The organism is Flagellimonas marina, assembly GCF_042651185.1.
Classification (GTDB): domain Bacteria; phylum Bacteroidota; class Bacteroidia; order Flavobacteriales; family Flavobacteriaceae; genus Flagellimonas; species Flagellimonas marina.
Map to the genome: position 1 here is coordinate 264,309 of NZ_JBHSCL010000004.1, position 16,508 is coordinate 280,816.

Annotated in this window: 10 protein-coding genes; 7 read left to right on the top strand and 3 right to left on the bottom strand. The window is 42.1% G+C overall.

Features of this window, described 5'->3' with window-relative positions:
- The first annotated feature begins 4 nt into the window (after nucleotides 1-4).
- Both ACFOWS_RS04765 and ACFOWS_RS04770 read left to right on the top strand, forming a co-directional pair.
- On the top strand, nucleotides 5-1,087 hold the full coding sequence (locus tag ACFOWS_RS04765; RefSeq protein WP_379762819.1) for an OmpA family protein: 1,083 nt from the start codon (nucleotides 5-7) through the stop codon (nucleotides 1,085-1,087).
- A gap of 47 nt (nucleotides 1,088-1,134) precedes the next feature.
- On the top strand, nucleotides 1,135-2,754 hold the full coding sequence (locus tag ACFOWS_RS04770; protein ID WP_379762820.1) for an amidohydrolase: 1,620 nt from the start codon (nucleotides 1,135-1,137) through the stop codon (nucleotides 2,752-2,754).
- A gap of 85 nt (nucleotides 2,755-2,839) precedes the next feature.
- Here ACFOWS_RS04770 and ACFOWS_RS04775 read toward each other — a convergent pair whose 3' ends face one another.
- Entirely contained in the window at nucleotides 2,840-3,370 is a 531-nt protein-coding gene (locus tag ACFOWS_RS04775; RefSeq protein ID WP_379762821.1) for a DUF2911 domain-containing protein, read from the bottom strand.
- A 243-nt stretch (nucleotides 3,371-3,613) separates the two neighbouring features.
- Here ACFOWS_RS04775 and asnB point away from each other — a divergent pair, with 243 nt between their 5' ends.
- The 3 genes from asnB to ACFOWS_RS04790 all read left to right on the top strand — a co-directional run bounded on the left by asnB (nucleotide 3,614) and on the right by ACFOWS_RS04790 (nucleotide 8,561).
- Entirely contained in the window at nucleotides 3,614-5,284 is a 1,671-nt protein-coding gene (gene asnB, locus ACFOWS_RS04780) for an asparagine synthase B (RefSeq protein ID WP_379762822.1), read from the top strand.
- 254 nt (nucleotides 5,285-5,538) lie between these two features.
- Nucleotides 5,539-7,479 (top strand): DNA topoisomerase (ATP-hydrolyzing) subunit B, encoded by a 1,941-nt coding sequence (gyrB, locus tag ACFOWS_RS04785; RefSeq protein ID WP_379762824.1) that lies wholly within the window; start codon nucleotides 5,539-5,541, stop codon nucleotides 7,477-7,479.
- A 71-nt stretch (nucleotides 7,480-7,550) separates the two neighbouring features.
- Nucleotides 7,551-8,561, top strand: coding sequence for a DUF6588 family protein (locus ACFOWS_RS04790; RefSeq protein ID WP_379762825.1), 1,011 nt, complete (start codon nucleotides 7,551-7,553; stop codon nucleotides 8,559-8,561).
- A gap of 83 nt (nucleotides 8,562-8,644) precedes the next feature.
- On the opposite strand, the gene ACFOWS_RS04795 is transcribed toward ACFOWS_RS04790, so the two are convergent.
- Nucleotides 8,645-9,016 carry a hypothetical protein gene (locus ACFOWS_RS04795; RefSeq protein WP_366591142.1) on the bottom strand — a complete coding sequence of 124 codons (372 nt, stop codon included), beginning with the start codon at nucleotides 9,014-9,016 and terminating at the stop codon, nucleotides 8,645-8,647.
- Nucleotides 9,017-9,257: 241 nt separating this feature from the next.
- Here ACFOWS_RS04795 and mdh point away from each other — a divergent pair, with 241 nt between their 5' ends.
- The gene (gene mdh, locus ACFOWS_RS04800) at nucleotides 9,258-10,184 is read left to right on the top strand and encodes a malate dehydrogenase (protein WP_379762826.1); all 927 of its coding nucleotides are present in this window, start codon (nucleotides 9,258-9,260) and stop codon (nucleotides 10,182-10,184) included.
- A gap of 792 nt (nucleotides 10,185-10,976) precedes the next feature.
- On the opposite strand, the gene ACFOWS_RS04805 is transcribed toward mdh, so the two are convergent.
- Nucleotides 10,977-12,992 (bottom strand): BspA family leucine-rich repeat surface protein, encoded by a 2,016-nt coding sequence (locus tag ACFOWS_RS04805; RefSeq protein ID WP_379762827.1) that lies wholly within the window; start codon nucleotides 12,990-12,992, stop codon nucleotides 10,977-10,979.
- A 545-nt stretch (nucleotides 12,993-13,537) separates the two neighbouring features.
- Here ACFOWS_RS04805 and secDF point away from each other — a divergent pair.
- Nucleotides 13,538-16,507: a protein translocase subunit SecDF gene (gene secDF / locus ACFOWS_RS04810; RefSeq protein ID WP_379762828.1), complete on the top strand. Its 2,970-nt coding sequence runs from the start codon at nucleotides 13,538-13,540 to the stop codon at nucleotides 16,505-16,507.
- Nucleotide 16,508: the final 1 nt, after the last annotated feature.

Sequence of the window (16,508 nt, forward strand, 5' to 3'; positions counted from 1 at the left end):
TAACATGGGGTACCGTACATTATTTTTATTCAGCATCAGTTTGTTTGTGTCCATGACACTTTCTTCGCAAAACTTGATTTTAAATCCAGGATTTGAAAATTATAGTAGCTGTCCGTACAGCATAACAAGCATGGATATGCTTCTTGAGGAAATTTCATTACCAACATCCAGCTCTGGGGACTATTTTCATGAATGTGGCTCAGAGGATTTTAGTGTTCCCTCCAATTTTAAGGGCACTCAAAAAGCATCGGAAGGTTCCGGTTACATAGGATTGTATTTCTATGCCCTTAACAATTACCGGGAATATGTTCAGTTGAATACGTCCAAAAAGCTTCGCGAAAAGCATCCGTATAAAATATCGTTGCAGGTGAGTTTGGCCGAGACTTCTACGCTGGCCATGAAAAATATGTCGATTCTATTAATGAACAAAAAAATAAAGGTTCCCAATAGCACGGTTCTTACACATTCTAGATTGGATCTAGAGGAAAATGTTGAATTTCATGAGGTGAAATTGAGGGCAGATAACTCCATCTCAGAAAAGGAAGGTTGGGTTACGCTGTCGGCAGAATTCGATGCCAAGGGGTTTGAAACCCAAATTATATTTGGAAATTTCCAGACCAATGAAGATACACCACTTTTACAACCAGATAAACGTCCCTTGTCCAGTGATTTTTCGTACTACTTTGTCGATAATTTTATGCTGGAGGAATTGCCTAGGGTGAACTATGAAAAGGATAAAATCTACGTTTTAGAGCAAAATCCATTTGAACCCAAAGGGTATGAGTTGGATGCCAAGGCAGTGGCCGACATTCAAAAAATCTTTAAGTTCCTTAAGGAAAATGCCGAAGTGCAAATGAAAATTACCGGACATTCCGATAATATCGGCACTACGGAATACAACAAGTTTATATCTTCTCTTAGGGCAAGGGCGGTTGCACTCCATTTAAAAAAACTGGGTATTGCTGATGACCGAATTGTTTGGGAAGGTGTAGGGGATACAAAGCCCCTAAAAAGCCGCACACCAAGGGCAAATGACTTTGAAGATGGCAGAATAGAGTTTGTGATGACCAAGTTTGAGGATGAGTAGATTGCCCATTCGGTAGCATTTTCTATTTTTGGAGAAACCAACTCTCCATGAAAAAGTTTTTTCTGTTCTGTTCCGTTGTTCTCTTTTTGGCTTGTAATTCCAAGGAAGAAGTAGACCTTATCGTGTATAATGCCAATATCTACACAGTCGATAAAGACTTTTCCAAGGCATGCTGTGTGGCGATAAAAGGCGGAAAATTTGTGGCAGTGGCCGAAACCGCGGACATTTTCAAAAAATACACAGCCAAAGAAGAATTGGATGCTGAAGGCAAAACCATTGTACCTGGCTTGATAGATGCCCATTGCCATTTTTATGGTTTAGGCTTGAATCAACAGGTGGTTGACTTGGTCGGAACCAGCAGTTTTGAGGAAATTCTGGAGAAAGTAGTTGCTTTTCAAAAGGAGCGCCCTTCCAATTTTATTATGGGCCGAGGTTGGGACCAAAATGATTGGGAAGTCAAGGAATTTCCTACCAAGGCACAGCTGGATGAGCTTTTTCCAGATACCCCAGTCGCCTTGGAACGTATTGATGGCCATGCCCTAGTGGTAAACCAAAAAGCCTTGGATTTGGCAGGAATTACAGAGGAAACAGAGGTTTCAGGTGGAGAGATTGTTAAAAAGGACGGAAAAATCACAGGTGTTTTAGTGGATAATCCCATGGGAATGATTTATGCAGTGATGCCCCAGCCCAGTAAGGAAAGCCAGATTCAAGCGTTAAAAGATGCGGAGGAAATTTGTTTGGATTATGGATTGACCACAGTGAATGATGCCGGGTTAGATAGGCACACCATCGAACTGATTGATAGTCTACAACAAGCTGGTGAACTATCCATTCGTGTGTACGCCATGGTAAGCAATTCACCCGATAATTTGGATTATTTCCTCAATAAAGGAATCATAAAAACAGATGAACTCAACGTGCGCTCCGTAAAGGTGTATGGTGATGGTGCACTCGGTTCTAGAGGGGCCGCTTTGCGAGCACCGTATTCGGACCAACACGGGCATTTTGGGGCCATGGTCACTCCAGTGGACCAAATTGGGGCCTTGGCTGAACGGATTGCTGCTTCAGAATACCAAATGAATACCCATGCCATTGGAGATTCTGCCAATATTGTGGTGTTGAGAGCCTATCAAAAGGCCTTGGAAGGAAAACAAGACCGCCGATGGAAAGTGGAGCATGCCCAAGTTATTTCACAACCAGACTTTGAATATTTTGAAAAAGGAATTATCCCATCAGTACAGCCAACCCATGCCACTAGTGATATGTACTGGGCCGAAGACCGATTGGGACCTGACCGGGTGAAAGGGGCATATGCCTATAAGCAGCTATTGGAAAAGGCGGGTCTCGTAGCTTTGGGAACTGATTTTCCGGTAGAACAGGTGAGTCCATTTTTGACCTTTTATGCTGCGGTGGCACGTCAAGATTTGGAAAACTATCCTGAAGGGGGATATCAAATGGAAAATGCACTTTCTCGCGAAGAAACTTTAAAAGGAATGACCATTTGGGCAGCCTATTCCAATTTCGAAGAGAACGAAAAAGGAAGTATAGAGTCTGGTAAATTTGCGGATTTTGTCATTTTGAGCGATGACATCATGACCATGCCCATCGACAGTGTTCCCAACCTAAAAGCAGAGCAGGTTTTTGTGGGGGGCGAGAAGATGAAGTAATGTCAGTTCGAGCGGAGTCGAGAACTTTTAACAGTTTGGCTTGCATAACAAGACACTCGACTGCGCTCGATGTGACAAATTGTTTCTAGAAACTCATCGGCAAGGTAGCTCTGGTAGTACCCCATCCCATGACCAAATCGCCGTTGTCATCAAAAGCAATTGAAAACGCTTCCAATTCCTCGTCATCGGTACTGGCCTCAGCGGTAACACGTGCCACATCAGCAGCACTATCATAGGAATAAGCACCCCATTGATGCAAATTGTTGTTCAAGATAACGGTCCATTCGTCATCACCAGGAATGGTGAACAAAGAATAGGTGCCCGCCTTAACAGCTTGCCCTCCTACGGTAGCATCTTTGTAAAAAGTGATTTCGGTAGCCTCATTAGCGCCAGTTCTCCAAACTTTTCCCTTGGGAGCCAGTTCATCCAAACTACGTCCTTTTAATTGCGGACGGCTATAAATAACTCGGGCAGCTTTGTCCATTTCCCGTGAACTGGATGGGTAATAGGCAATATCGGCCGGACTTTTGTCCAAACCACTGAATTTCTGTGCTGTGGCCTCAGTGGTGAAAACCAAAGCAAAGGTTAAAAAAGTGAATAAAAATACATTTTTCATGATTGTGATTTTAGTTGTTCTCAAAACTAGGATGTAATTACTTGGTGTTTTTATAAAGAGACGTTAAAATTTAAGAACCTTACAAAACGAATAATTTTGCGTAGAAGTTCTATTGTACGATTACAATGTAACATGTAAATACATTTAATTATTTCAATTTGTAACATATATTTATTTTAAACTTTTATTTAAAAAGTATAAGGTCAATATTTGCATCAAAATTGTTATTAAAGTATTATTGATATGTGTGGAATTGTATGCGCGTTTGATGTGAAGGAAAGCACGGAAGTGTTACGCCCCCAATTATTGGAAATGTCTAAAAAGGTAAGGCACAGAGGTCCGGATTGGAGCGGAATTTATGCGGACAATAAGGCCATTTTGGCTCATGAAAGATTAGCGATTGTAGACCCTGCATCGGGAAAACAGCCCTTGCTAAGTGCTGACGGTAAACTGGTATTGGCGGCCAATGGCGAAATATATAACCATCAGGAACTCAGAAAACAGTTTGAAGGGAAATACGAATTCAAGACACAGTCTGACTGTGAGGTGATATTGGCCCTTTATCAAGAAAAGGGACCTGGGTTTATTGATGAAATGAACGGAATTTTTGGTTTCGCCATCTACGATAGTGAAAAAGATGAATATTTTATCGCTCGCGATCACATGGGAATCATTCCCTTGTATATCGGGTGGGATAAAAACGGAACGTTCTACGTTGCTTCCGAATTGAAAGCATTGGAAGGCACCTGTTCCAAAATAGAGCTTTTCCCTCCGGGACATTACCTGCATAGCTCAACGGGTGAGTTTGTAAGATGGTACGAAAGGGATTGGATGGAGTACGATGCCGTAAAAGAGAACGAAACCAGTATTGAAGCTATAAAAGATGCTTTAGAAGCCGCAGTGCACCGCCAATTGATGTCCGACGTGCCGTATGGGGTGTTGTTGTCCGGAGGATTGGATTCCTCGGTAACCTCCGCGATAGCAAAAAGATATTCCCAAAAGCGAATTGAGTCTGGTGATACTGTGGATGCATGGTGGCCTCAGTTGCACTCCTTTTCAGTAGGGCTTGAAGGCTCTCCTGATTTGGCCGCAGCCCAAAAAGTAGCGGATCATATTGGTACTGTTCACCATGAGATAAAATTTACCATCCAAGAAGGTCTGGATGCCATCAAAGATGTAATCTACAACTTGGAAACCTATGATATTACAACCGTAAGAGCGTCCACGCCCATGTACTTGATGGCAAGAGTCATTAAATCCATGGGGATTAAAATGGTGTTGTCCGGGGAAGGAGCTGATGAGCTGTTTGGTGGATATCTGTATTTCCACAAAGCCCCAAGTCCGAAAGATTTTCATGAAGAAACCGTACGAAAACTGAGCAAGTTGCATATGTACGATTGTCTTCGTGCCAACAAATCCTTGGCAGCATGGGGTATTGAAGGTAGAGTTCCCTTCTTGGATAAGGAGTTTATGGATGTCGCCATGAGCATCAACCCAAAAGATAAGATGATCAACGGAGAACGTATGGAAAAGTGGGTGGTGCGCAAAGCTTTTGAATCCTATTTGCCAGAAAGTGTAGCTTGGAGACAGAAAGAACAGTTTTCCGATGGAGTGGGATACAGTTGGATAGACACGCTTAAGGAATTGGTCAATGAAGAGGTTAGCGATGAGCAATTGGCCAATGCACACTTTAAGTTTCCCATTCAGACACCGACATCAAAGGAAGAATACTACTACCGTTCCATTTTTGAAAGTCATTTTCCATCAGATGCGGCAGCTTTAAGCGTTCCACAGGAACCTTCCGTAGCATGCAGTACCAAGATTGCTTTGGAGTGGGATGAGGCCTTTAAAAACATGAACGACCCTTCAGGAAGGGCTGTAGCCAAGGTGCATTCTGATGCATACGTAAAATAAATAACCAACCTATCATACGAGAATGTAGCGGGAAGATGCTGTTTTGTTTCATTTTCAATTAGTCGGAAAAGCCCCTTGTGCAAGGGGCTTTTTGTTTTTGGTCGGCGGCTGGGTGCACTAGGCTCAAAACACGTTGTTTTCCACAGGTTTTTGTTGATAACTTAGGGTGTCCGAGAGGCTTCATGGCCCTAATTTAGAGGGGTATTCTTTATATTTGTAAGATTTGAAAAATTCAAGGCAAATACGAAGAATATATGAGCGAAGAAGCGAATAAGAAAATGTACTCAGCGGACAGTATCCAGGCCCTTGAAGGCATGGAGCACGTGCGCATGAGGCCTTCCATGTACATTGGGGATGTTGGGGTGCGTGGACTTCACCATTTGGTATATGAAGTAGTGGATAACTCCATTGATGAAGCCATGGGAGGGTACTGTGATTCCATCCAGGTTATCATTAATGAGGACAACTCCATTACCACAAAAGATAACGGGCGAGGAATTCCCGTTGACCTTCACAAAAAAGAAGGTGTTTCTGCTCTTGAAGTGGTTATGACCAAAATTGGGGCAGGGGGTAAGTTTGACAAAGATTCGTATAAAGTCTCCGGTGGACTTCACGGTGTTGGGGTTTCTTGTGTGAACGCCCTTTCAAGTCATCTAAAAGCCACTGTTTATCGGGATGGAAAAATATGGGAACAGGAATATGAACGGGGAAAGACCCTTTATCCTGTAAAAAGCGTTGGTGAAAGTAAGGAAACCGGTACAGTGGTCACTTTTATGCCGGACGACACTATATTTACCCAAACCATTGAATATAGCTATGAAACCTTGGCCAATAGGATGCGTGAGCTTTCCTTTTTGAACAAAGGTGTTACCATTACGCTTACCGATAAACGTCATAAGGACGATAAAGGGGAATTTATTTCTGAAACGTTTCATTCTGATGAAGGTCTAAAGGAATTCATCAAATTTTTGGATGGAAACCGGGAGCCGCTTATACAAAGCGTTATTTCCATGGAAGGTGAGAAAAATGGCATTCCTGTTGAAGTGGCCATGGTCTACAATACCGGATATACGGAAAATCTTCACTCTTATGTGAACAACATCAACACCCATGAAGGGGGTACACACCTTTCCGGCTTTAGAAGAGGATTGACAACTACCTTGAAAAAGTATGCGGACAACTCTGGGATGTTGGACAAGTTGAAATTTGAGATTTCGGGAGACGATTTTAGGGAAGGACTTACGGCCATCGTATCCGTAAAAGTAGCCGAGCCCCAGTTTGAGGGCCAGACCAAAACCAAACTTGGAAACCGAGAGGTGACCAGTGCCGTTAGTCAAGCTGTATCCGAAATGTTGACCGATTATTTGGAAGAGCATCCAGATGACGCCAAACAAATCGTTGAAAAAGTAAAATTGGCAGCCCAAGCCAGACACGCAGCCGCCAAGGCACGTGAAATGGTACAGCGTAAAAACCCAATGAGTGTTGGGGGATTACCTGGAAAATTATCGGATTGCTCGGAGCAAGACCCTACCAAATGCGAAGTTTTCTTGGTTGAGGGAGATTCCGCAGGCGGTACGGCCAAACAAGGCCGGGATAGAAACTTCCAAGCTATTTTGCCACTTCGTGGTAAGATTTTGAATGTGGAGAAGGCCATGCAGCACAAGGTTTTTGAAAACGAGGAAATCAAGAACATTTATACGGCATTGGGTGTTACCATTGGAACCGAAGAAGATAGCAAGGCCTTGAATTTGGATAAACTACGATATCATAAAGTAGTGATCATGTGTGATGCTGATGTGGATGGTAGCCACATTGAAACCTTGATTTTGACCTTCTTCTTCCGCTACATGCGTGAATTGATAGAGGGAGGCCATGTTTATATTGCTACACCGCCCCTATATCTTGTTAAAAAAGGAGCCAAGAAAAGATATGCTTGGAACGATAAGGAACGTGATGCCATCATGGCAGAAATGAATGGCGGGGCCAGTATTCAACGCTACAAAGGTCTCGGTGAGATGAATGCGGAACAATTGTGGGACACAACCATGAACCCGGAATTTAGAACGTTGCGCCAAGTAAGTATCGACAATGCTACGGAATCAGACCGAATCTTCTCCATGTTGATGGGCGATGAGGTGCCTCCAAGACGTGAATTTATTGAGAAAAATGCCGTCTATGCCAACATAGATGTATAGATAACCGTTATTTCACAACAAAAACTCGCTCTTACAGGGCGAGTTTTTTAGTTTTAGGAAAAATTTACAAAATGAAAAAAATCCTTTTGTTGGTTGCCCTCACCATGGTGACCGTTTCCAAAGCGCAAGATTTAAACGACCTCTTCGTTTCCGGTGTCGAAGACGCTGAACGTTTTGCCAATGCTTATTTGGCTCCCGTTTCCGAAGCAACCATCTATAGTATTTCCAATGGATGGTACAATACAGCCGACTCCAAGCCATTGGGTGGCTTTGAAATATCCATAGTTGGAAACCTGACCGGTTTTAAAAACAAGGATGATAAAAAAGCTTTCATTCTGGATCCCAACGACTATGAAAACCTAGATTTTGTAGACAATCCTGGGCAGGCCAGGCCTATTTCAACCGCACTGGGCGATATTGAAGGTGTTACAGTTTTTGTGGAAGATGAAAGCGGATTGTTCCGAGAAGAGTTTGAATTGCCTTCCGGATTGGCTGCCGAAAATTTCAACTTTATCCCTTCTGGATACATTCAGGGAAGCGTGGGGTTGGTAAAAGGCCTTGAGGTAAAAGCCCGTTTTTTACCAAAAATCAAGTTTGATGATGATGCCAAAATTGGACTTTTCGGTGCGGGTATCCAGTATGATTTCACCAAAATGCTTCCAGCCGATAAATTATTGCCTGTGGCCATTTCCGCAGTAATTGGATATACAGGACTTACAGGAGAGTACGATTTTACAGATACTGGAGTCATCAATGGTGAAGACCAACGTATTGATGCCTCTGTTAAAACCTGGAACTTTAGTGCTGTGGTATCTACCCGAAAAATACCTGTAATCAATTTTTACGGAGGATTGGGATATATCACGGGAAAATCAGACATAGATTTATTGGGAACTTATGAGGCCAACGGACCTTTCTTTACGGAAACCATAGAAGACCCTTTTACAGTATCGAAAAAAACCAGTGGGGTTGCCGCCACGCTGGGTACCAAAATAAAATTGGGCTTCTTTAGGCTCAATGCAGATTACAATATTTCTGAGTTCAGTACCTTCACCTTTGGTGTCAACTTCGGATTTAGATAATGACCAAACCAACTGACCAACCATTAAAAAGGCCCCAACAATTACGTTGGGGCCTTCTATTTTCATATAAGTAGTCTTCCTGTCTATTCCCTGGTGGCGAAGACCGAACCATTCTCCAGGGCTAAAATTTCAGGGTCATTGCTTTGTTCTAAACTGACCGTGATGTCCTCCACTTGAGGGTCACCATAGATAATGGTATAGACCCCATTTTCTTGGGACCATTTAAAATCAGTGTAAAAAACCAGTTTGGAGTTTGAATAACTTTGGTATCTGCCCAGATAAACATCGTTGAAAATCCACTCTTCCCGCGTTGACTCGGTACTTTTGCCATTTAATGTTGAAGATTCAGTTTTGGCCCAGATGCCCAAAATGGGATCGTTGTTCTCTGGGATGCGGCTGCAGTTGCTTATGGCTATAATGCCAATAATGGACAACAATGAAAAGAGCTTTTTCATAGGTCAAGTAGGTTAAATTTGGGACTAATAGAACGTAGGTTTGTAAGAAATTATTGCAAAAACATCGCAAAAGATTTCATGGAAATTAAATTCTTCGATGAACGACACATTTTGTTAACAGGTCCAAGGATTTTACCGAATTATGTTAAGGGTAAAAATCCTTCCTTAAAACTAGCGGAAGTCAGCACTTTTCTAAGCTAAATGCCTTATTTTTGAACGATTAAAATTTAAACCCTTAAAAATGAAAGTTACCGTAGTTGGAGCAGGCGCAGTGGGAGCAAGCTGTGCAGAATATATTGCCATAAAGGATTTTGCGGCAGAAGTTGTGTTATTGGATATTAAGGAAGGATACGCGGAAGGAAAAGCCATGGATTTAATGCAAACTGCTTCCTTGAATGGTTTTGATACCAAAATCACTGGAAGCACCAGCGATTATTCCAAAACAGCCAATAGCGATATTGCGGTAATCACTTCAGGGATTCCACGTAAACCGGGAATGACTCGTGAAGAACTTATAGGGATTAATGCGGGAATTGTAAAAGATGTTTCCGGTAACTTATTGAAACATTCTCCCAATGCTATCATTATTGTAGTTAGCAACCCTATGGACACCATGACCTATTTGGTACACAAGGCCACAGGTTTGCCCAAAAATAAAATTATAGGAATGGGTGGTGCATTAGATAGCGCCCGTTTTAAATACAGATTGGCAGAAGCCTTGGGTGCACCCATTTCTGATGTGGACGGAATGGTAATCGGTGGACATAGCGATACCGGTATGGTTCCCTTGATTGCCCACGCTACTCGAAACAGCATTAAAGTTTCCGAATTTCTTTCGGATGAAAAAATGCAGTGGGTGGTGGAAGAAACCAAAGTTGGTGGCGCTACATTAACCAAATTGCTGGGGACCAGTGCATGGTATGCTCCCGGAGCTGCCGTTTCTGGATTGGTTCAGGCCATTGCGTGCGACCAAAAGAAAATGTTCCCTTGTTCCACATTCTTGGAAGGAGAATATGACCTTAATGATATCTGTATAGGTGTACCCGTGATTTTAGGTAAAAACGGTATTGAAGAAATCGTTGAAATTGAACTGACCGAAGCCGAAAAGGCGAAAATGCAGGAAAGTGCAGAAGGCGTCAAAAAGACCAATGGCCTGCTGGACATTTAATTTCGATTGAATCAAATTTAGAATTGTCATTTCGGGATTTAGGTTGCAAAATTCATGGCTACACAAAGCCGGGATTTCACCTGATTTCGAAATGACATTTTTTTAGGGCACTCAGTTATTGGGTTATTCAGTTACTCGGTTATTGAGTTATTTTATCTTGTCTTTCGTCTTTCGTCTTGGTTCTAGACTCTTGATTCTTGTTTGTTGAACTTGGGCTTGTTTTTTGGATTATTGGAAATTGTTAATTGAAATAACACACTCCCAGCCCCTCTTTAGAGGGGAGTTGAAAATCCCTTCTTGAGAAGGGAGGATTTCGGTATGGCGAAATCAGGGTTGTGTTTGATTGATTGGTTACTGAGCTACTGTCTTGCGTCTTGGTTCTTTTGTCTTGTTTCTTGAACTTGAGCTTGGATTTAGGAATCAGATTTCTCAATCGATGCTTTGCATCTCATGTCGAAATGACCGTTTAGCCGTTAATGTCATTTCGAGCGCAGTCGAGAAATCTATTTTTGTTTTTTGGTGCTTGGAATTTGTTGATTCGGTAATTTGTTGATTCGGTTACTCTGTTATTTGTTGCTAAACTCTGAACTCTGAACTCTGAACTCTGAACTCTGAACTCTGAACTTGAGACTTGCTCTTGATTCTTGCACTTGCACTTGAGCTTGTTTTTTGGAATCAGTCAATCTCAACACTCACATCTCACATCTCGTGTCAGGACACAAAAAAACACCGAGAAGAAAAATTCCCCTCGGTGCCTTGAATTAAAATTTTAGATTAAAGTTAAGAGTAATTCTAAAAGCCTTGACATTGCGTAGGCCCAGCATCATTAATTGTCCAGTTTTTCGTTGAGGTGAGAAATGCACGTGAACCAATGGTTTGTTGGTCATTGCAATAAGTAAGTCCAGCAGCACTTAATGATAAGTCCGAGGGAGGATTGTTCACGGCCCAACCCCTAAGTATAAGGCTATAGTTTATAGAATTTAGTCCAGAATTACTCAACATAAAGCCCATGTTAACGCCTTCACTATTCAGTTGCCAAGTTCCTATACTCGCATTGTTAAATGTTGTTGCATTGTTGAACATGGCATACATTGTATCGACATTGCTCACGTTCCATCCACTTAAATTTTGGTTAAAGGAAGTATTATAGGCAAACATATATTGCATATTGGTTACGCTACTTACATCCCATCCACTGATGTCGCCATTAAACTCAGTTTGGCTGTTAATGTCCGTAGCAAACATATATGACATATCAGTAACGTTGTGTGTGTTCGAATTCCAACCAGTTAAATCTTGGTTGAAGCTCGTGGCCAAATAGAACATGCGTGACATATTGGTTATATTGCTCACATCCCAATCATTAATTTCAGCATTGAAATTTTCTGCCCCTTCGAACATGGATTTTGTACTGTTCAATGCAGAGAGGTTGGGAATGTCGGTAGCAATGGAATTCAGATTTTGGCAATAATAGAATGCTTCGAACATTGTTTTCCAGGGATTATTTCCCCATTGGGCTATTCTAGTCAACTTATTACGATCTGTTTGAGATACTTGACTCATTCGAATAGAAGGAAATTGTCCTTTTATGGCTACTTGATGCGCACCAGGGCCTTCATACACATGAGATGGGTTATTACTATGGGCAATGTTTTCAACGGTTCCATCTCCCCAATCTATCGTATAGTTATACGGAAACATTATGCCTGCGTTTACCCCAATGGTAATGGCTTCGCTTGGAGAGGTTGTTTGCCAAATCGTAATAAATGATTCAGGATCATCAAAAAGGCTTTCGTATTCATCAGTAACGGTTATCGTAATTTCCGCAGAAACAGGCTCGTTGTTTTCATCCGTAACTTCTACAGTGATGGTATGCTCGGTGGCTGTCTCATAATCCAGACTTTTTCCAGCGGCCAAGCTCAGTTCACCATCTGTAGTAATCTCAAAGAGTTCAGAAGTATCCTCAACGATGGAAAAGGTGAGGGCATCGTCTTCTGAGTCGTTAGCTGTAATAGTTCCAATTAATACATCGTCGGCAATATCCTCTGAAACCTCAAAGATTTGATTTTCGATAGAAGGCGCTTCATTGACTGCGACCACTACTTCTGTAACGTTTATGGTGATGGTAGCCTGTGCAGCGGTGTTGCCATCGCTCACCTCTATAGTTAGCGTGTGTTCCGTGGCCACTTCGAAATCAAGGTTCTGTCCTTCCAAAAGGCTCAGTTCACCACCTATGGTAATTTCGAAAAGTCCGGCAGTGTCCTCGGCAATAGAAAAGGTAATGTCATCATTCTCTGGGTCGGTGGCGGTCACAGTGCCTATTACATCCACGTCCAAAATGTTTTCGGCCACCTCAAAGCTTTGTGCTTCAATGACTGGGATCTCGTTGTTGGCCACCACTTCGGTCACTTTAATAGTGAAGTCGGCCGTGGCATTGGCGGTACCATCATTCACGCTGATGCCCAAGACATGGCTATCTTTTGTGGCGAAGTTTAAGGTCTTTCCAGCGGCTAGACTGATGGTGCCAGCTCCAGAAATTTCGAATAAATTGTCGCTGTTGGTGTCTATTTTAAAGGTAAGGGTGTCCTCATCGGCATCTGTTGCGGTTACCGTACCAATGATATGGGTATCGCTGATGTTCTCCGGTACTGTGAATGTTTTAGAGGTGTTGGTGATCTGCGGTGCGGTATTCTCTGGGGTAGGTGGTGCAGGTGGTGTTGGTGGGGTGGAAGGACCATCGTCCTTACTACACGAAATCACCAAGGCTAATGCGAAGAGCGTTGCATAAAGCAATTTTTTTTGTATCATCGTATTGATTTTTAAATGTTTAACGTGGCAATATCCAGTTTACAGGTCAGTTTTTGGACTATGGATTGACGGATGGGTGGTTTGGGTTGATGGATTTTGGTCAAGGAGTCTGAGGTCAGAAGTCAGAAGTCGGAAGTCGGAAGTCAGTAGTCAGTGGGCAGTGGTTTGGGTTTGGATATTTAGTTATTCGGTTATTGTCTTCAGTGTAGGCTCTTTGCTCTTGGCTTTTGATTCTTTTCTCTATCCTCTATCCTCTTTCGTCTTGATACTTGAACTTGTTTTTTGGAATTTGTTGATTTGGTTATTCGTTGATTAAGTTATTGGGTTATTCAGTTACTGAGTTTTTGTCTTTTCTCTAGACTCTAGACTCTAGACTCTTGTTTCTTGGCTCTTTCGTCTTGTCTCTATTTTATAACCTCCCGACTCTAGATTCAACATCCATCCGTTAGCTGTAAATACAATTCCATCAATTTCTATTGGCAAATCTTATGGGAAATGATATATTTGCACGCTGTTTAAGAAAACTTCTAAAAATTTAACAATCAATGCAAAATAAAGGACTAATAAGGCTTTTCGCCATCCTTTTTGGCTTGGTGAGTATCTATCAGCTATCCTTTACTTTCATAACAAGTAAGTTGGAAAAAGATGCTGAAGCTTACGCCGTTAGCCAAATTTCAGAGGCAGAGGAGGATTATGTGGCTAAGCGTGAAGCTTTAGAGGCATCGTATCTAGATTCCATCAGCGATAACTCCGTTCTAGGATTTACCAGCTATGAAGATGCCAAGACAAAAGAGTTGAATAAAGGTCTTGACCTTAAGGGGGGTATCAACGTTACCCTTCAGATTTCTGTAAAAGATATCTTAAAAGGGTTGGCCAACAATACCAAAAATCCTGTTTTCAACAAAGCATTGGCCGATGCCGATGAGGCATCCAAAAGTAGCGATAATACGTATTTGGAACTGTTCTTTGAAGCGTTTGATAATATTAAAGGAGATACCAAATTGGCCTCTCCCGATATTTTTGCCAACAAGGGGTTAAGTGATGATGTTAATTTTCAGATGACGGATGATCAGGTAAAACCTGTTATTCGCAGAAAAATTGATGAATCCATTGTTTCTGCATTTGAAGTACTCCGTGAGCGTATTGATGGTTTTGGGGTGACCCAACCCAATATTCAACGAGAAGGAAATTCAGGACGAATCTTAGTGGAACTTCCGGGAGCGCGCGATATTGCCCGTGCCCAGGAACTGTTGTCCAGTACCGCCCAGTTGGAGTTTTGGGAAACCTATCCGCAGAGCAATCAAAGCTTAGGCGCATTCTTTGTAAGTGCCAACCAAAGACTTCAAGAGATTTTGGAGCCTACTGAATCTGGAGAGGATGAGCTTTCCAAGCCAGAATCAGAAATTGACTCTCTATTGTCTGATGTCTCCCAAGATTCTTTGGATATGGCCCCTCAGACCAATCCATTGTTGGGAAAATTAATTCCTGCTGATCCAGGCAGCCATGCCATTGCCCGTGCTTTGGTGACTGACACAGCGGAAATAGGAGGGTATCTAAGAATGCCTGAAATCAAAAGATTGCTGCCCAATGATGTGCAGTTCACCAAATTTTTATGGGAGAGACCCTCACAAGATGCTGAGGTGGTTGAATTATACGCCCTAAAATCCAATAGGGATGGTACTCCAAGAATCAGTGGGGATGTGGTGTCCGATGCACAAGATACCTTTGACCAGTTCAATAAACCCGCCGTGAGTATGACCATGAACACTCGTGGTGCCAAGGAGTGGGAAGAATTGACTGGTGATGCGTATAACAATCAAACGGGTATTGCCATTGTATTGGATAATAAGGTATATACGGCCCCTGGTGTTTCTTCAGGACCAATTTCTGGTGGACGTTCCGAGATTACAGGAACTTTCACGGTAAATGAAACCAAAGATATTGCCAACGTATTGCGTGCTGGTAAGCTACCTGCATCCGCAGAGATCATTCAATCTGAAGTAGTAGGTCCATCTTTGGGACAAGAGGCCATTGACAGTGGATTTATGTCCTTTGTGATAGCCATGCTCTTTGTATTGATATGGATGATTTTCTACTACGGTAAGGCCGGTATTTTTGCGGACATCGCCTTGGTGTTCAACATTCTGTTGATTTTCGGCGTATTGACCAGCTTGGGAGCTGTTTTAACACTTCCTGGTATTGCCGGTATCGTTTTGACCATAGGTATGTCGGTAGATGCCAACGTACTTATTTTTGAAAGGGTAAAAGAGGAATTGGCCCGTGGTAAAGGTAAGGCGCAAGCCATTGCAGATGGTTTTGGTAACGCGTTGTCCTCTATTCTGGATGCCAACATTACCACTGGTTTAACGGCAATTATCCTATTCATATTTGGGTCAGGGCCCATTAAAGGATTTGCAACCACACTTTTGATCGGTATTGTCACCTCATTGTTTACGGCCATTTTTGTAACCCGTTTAATGATTGAAGCATACACGGCTAAAAAAGGCAGACGATTGGATTTCTCTACGAGTATTACCAAGAATTTGTTCAGCAAAATGAACATTGACTTCTTGGTGAAACGTAAGATTGCTTATGTAGTCTCTGGGATTTTGGTGGCAGTAAGTATTTTTTCTTTGTTTACCAACGGCCTTAACCAAGGTGTTGATTTCATTGGTGGTCGTTCGTACCAAATTCGTTTTGAGAAAGCCGTGAGCCCTTCTGAGATTGCATCAGAATTGAATGAAGTATTTGGAAGCGGAACCAATGTAAAGACCTTTGGTGATGCCAATCAGATAAAAGTCACCACTCCGTATAAAGTGGATGAAGAAGGTATTGAAGTCGATACCGAAATTCAAAATAAACTGTACACATCGCTACAAAAATATTTGCCAGATGGTACTTCCTTCGATGATTTCACTGTGGGTGCTTCTGAAAAATCAATAGGAATATTACAATCCGTAAAAGTGGGACCAACCATTGCGGATGATATAAAAAAGAACGCCTTTTTGGCCATTTTGGGCTCTTTGGCTGTTGTGTTCCTCTATATCTTATTGCGATTTAGAAAATGGCAGTTCTCTTTGGGAGCTGTTGTCGCTGTTTTCCATGATGTGATGGTTGTGTTGGGAATCTTCTCCCTTACTGGAAGCATTATGCCCTTTAACATGGAAATTGACCAAGCTTTTATTGCGGCTATCCTAACGGTAATTGGTTATTCCTTGAACGATACCGTAGTAGTATTTGACCGTATTCGTGAGATTGTTGGGCTAAAAGGTTGGAAGGCTGGAGAAAATATCAACGAAGCTCTAAATAGTACCTTGAGTAGAACCTTGAATACATCATTAACTACTTTGATTGTATTGTTGGCCATATTCGTTTTTGGAGGAGAAAGCCTTAGAGGATTTATGTTCGCCATGATTGTTGGTGTTATTGTGGGTACCTATTCTTCGGTATTCATTGCAACACCGGTCATGTTCGATTCTTTAAAAGAGAAAATTGTTCCTGCTGATAAAGCATAAC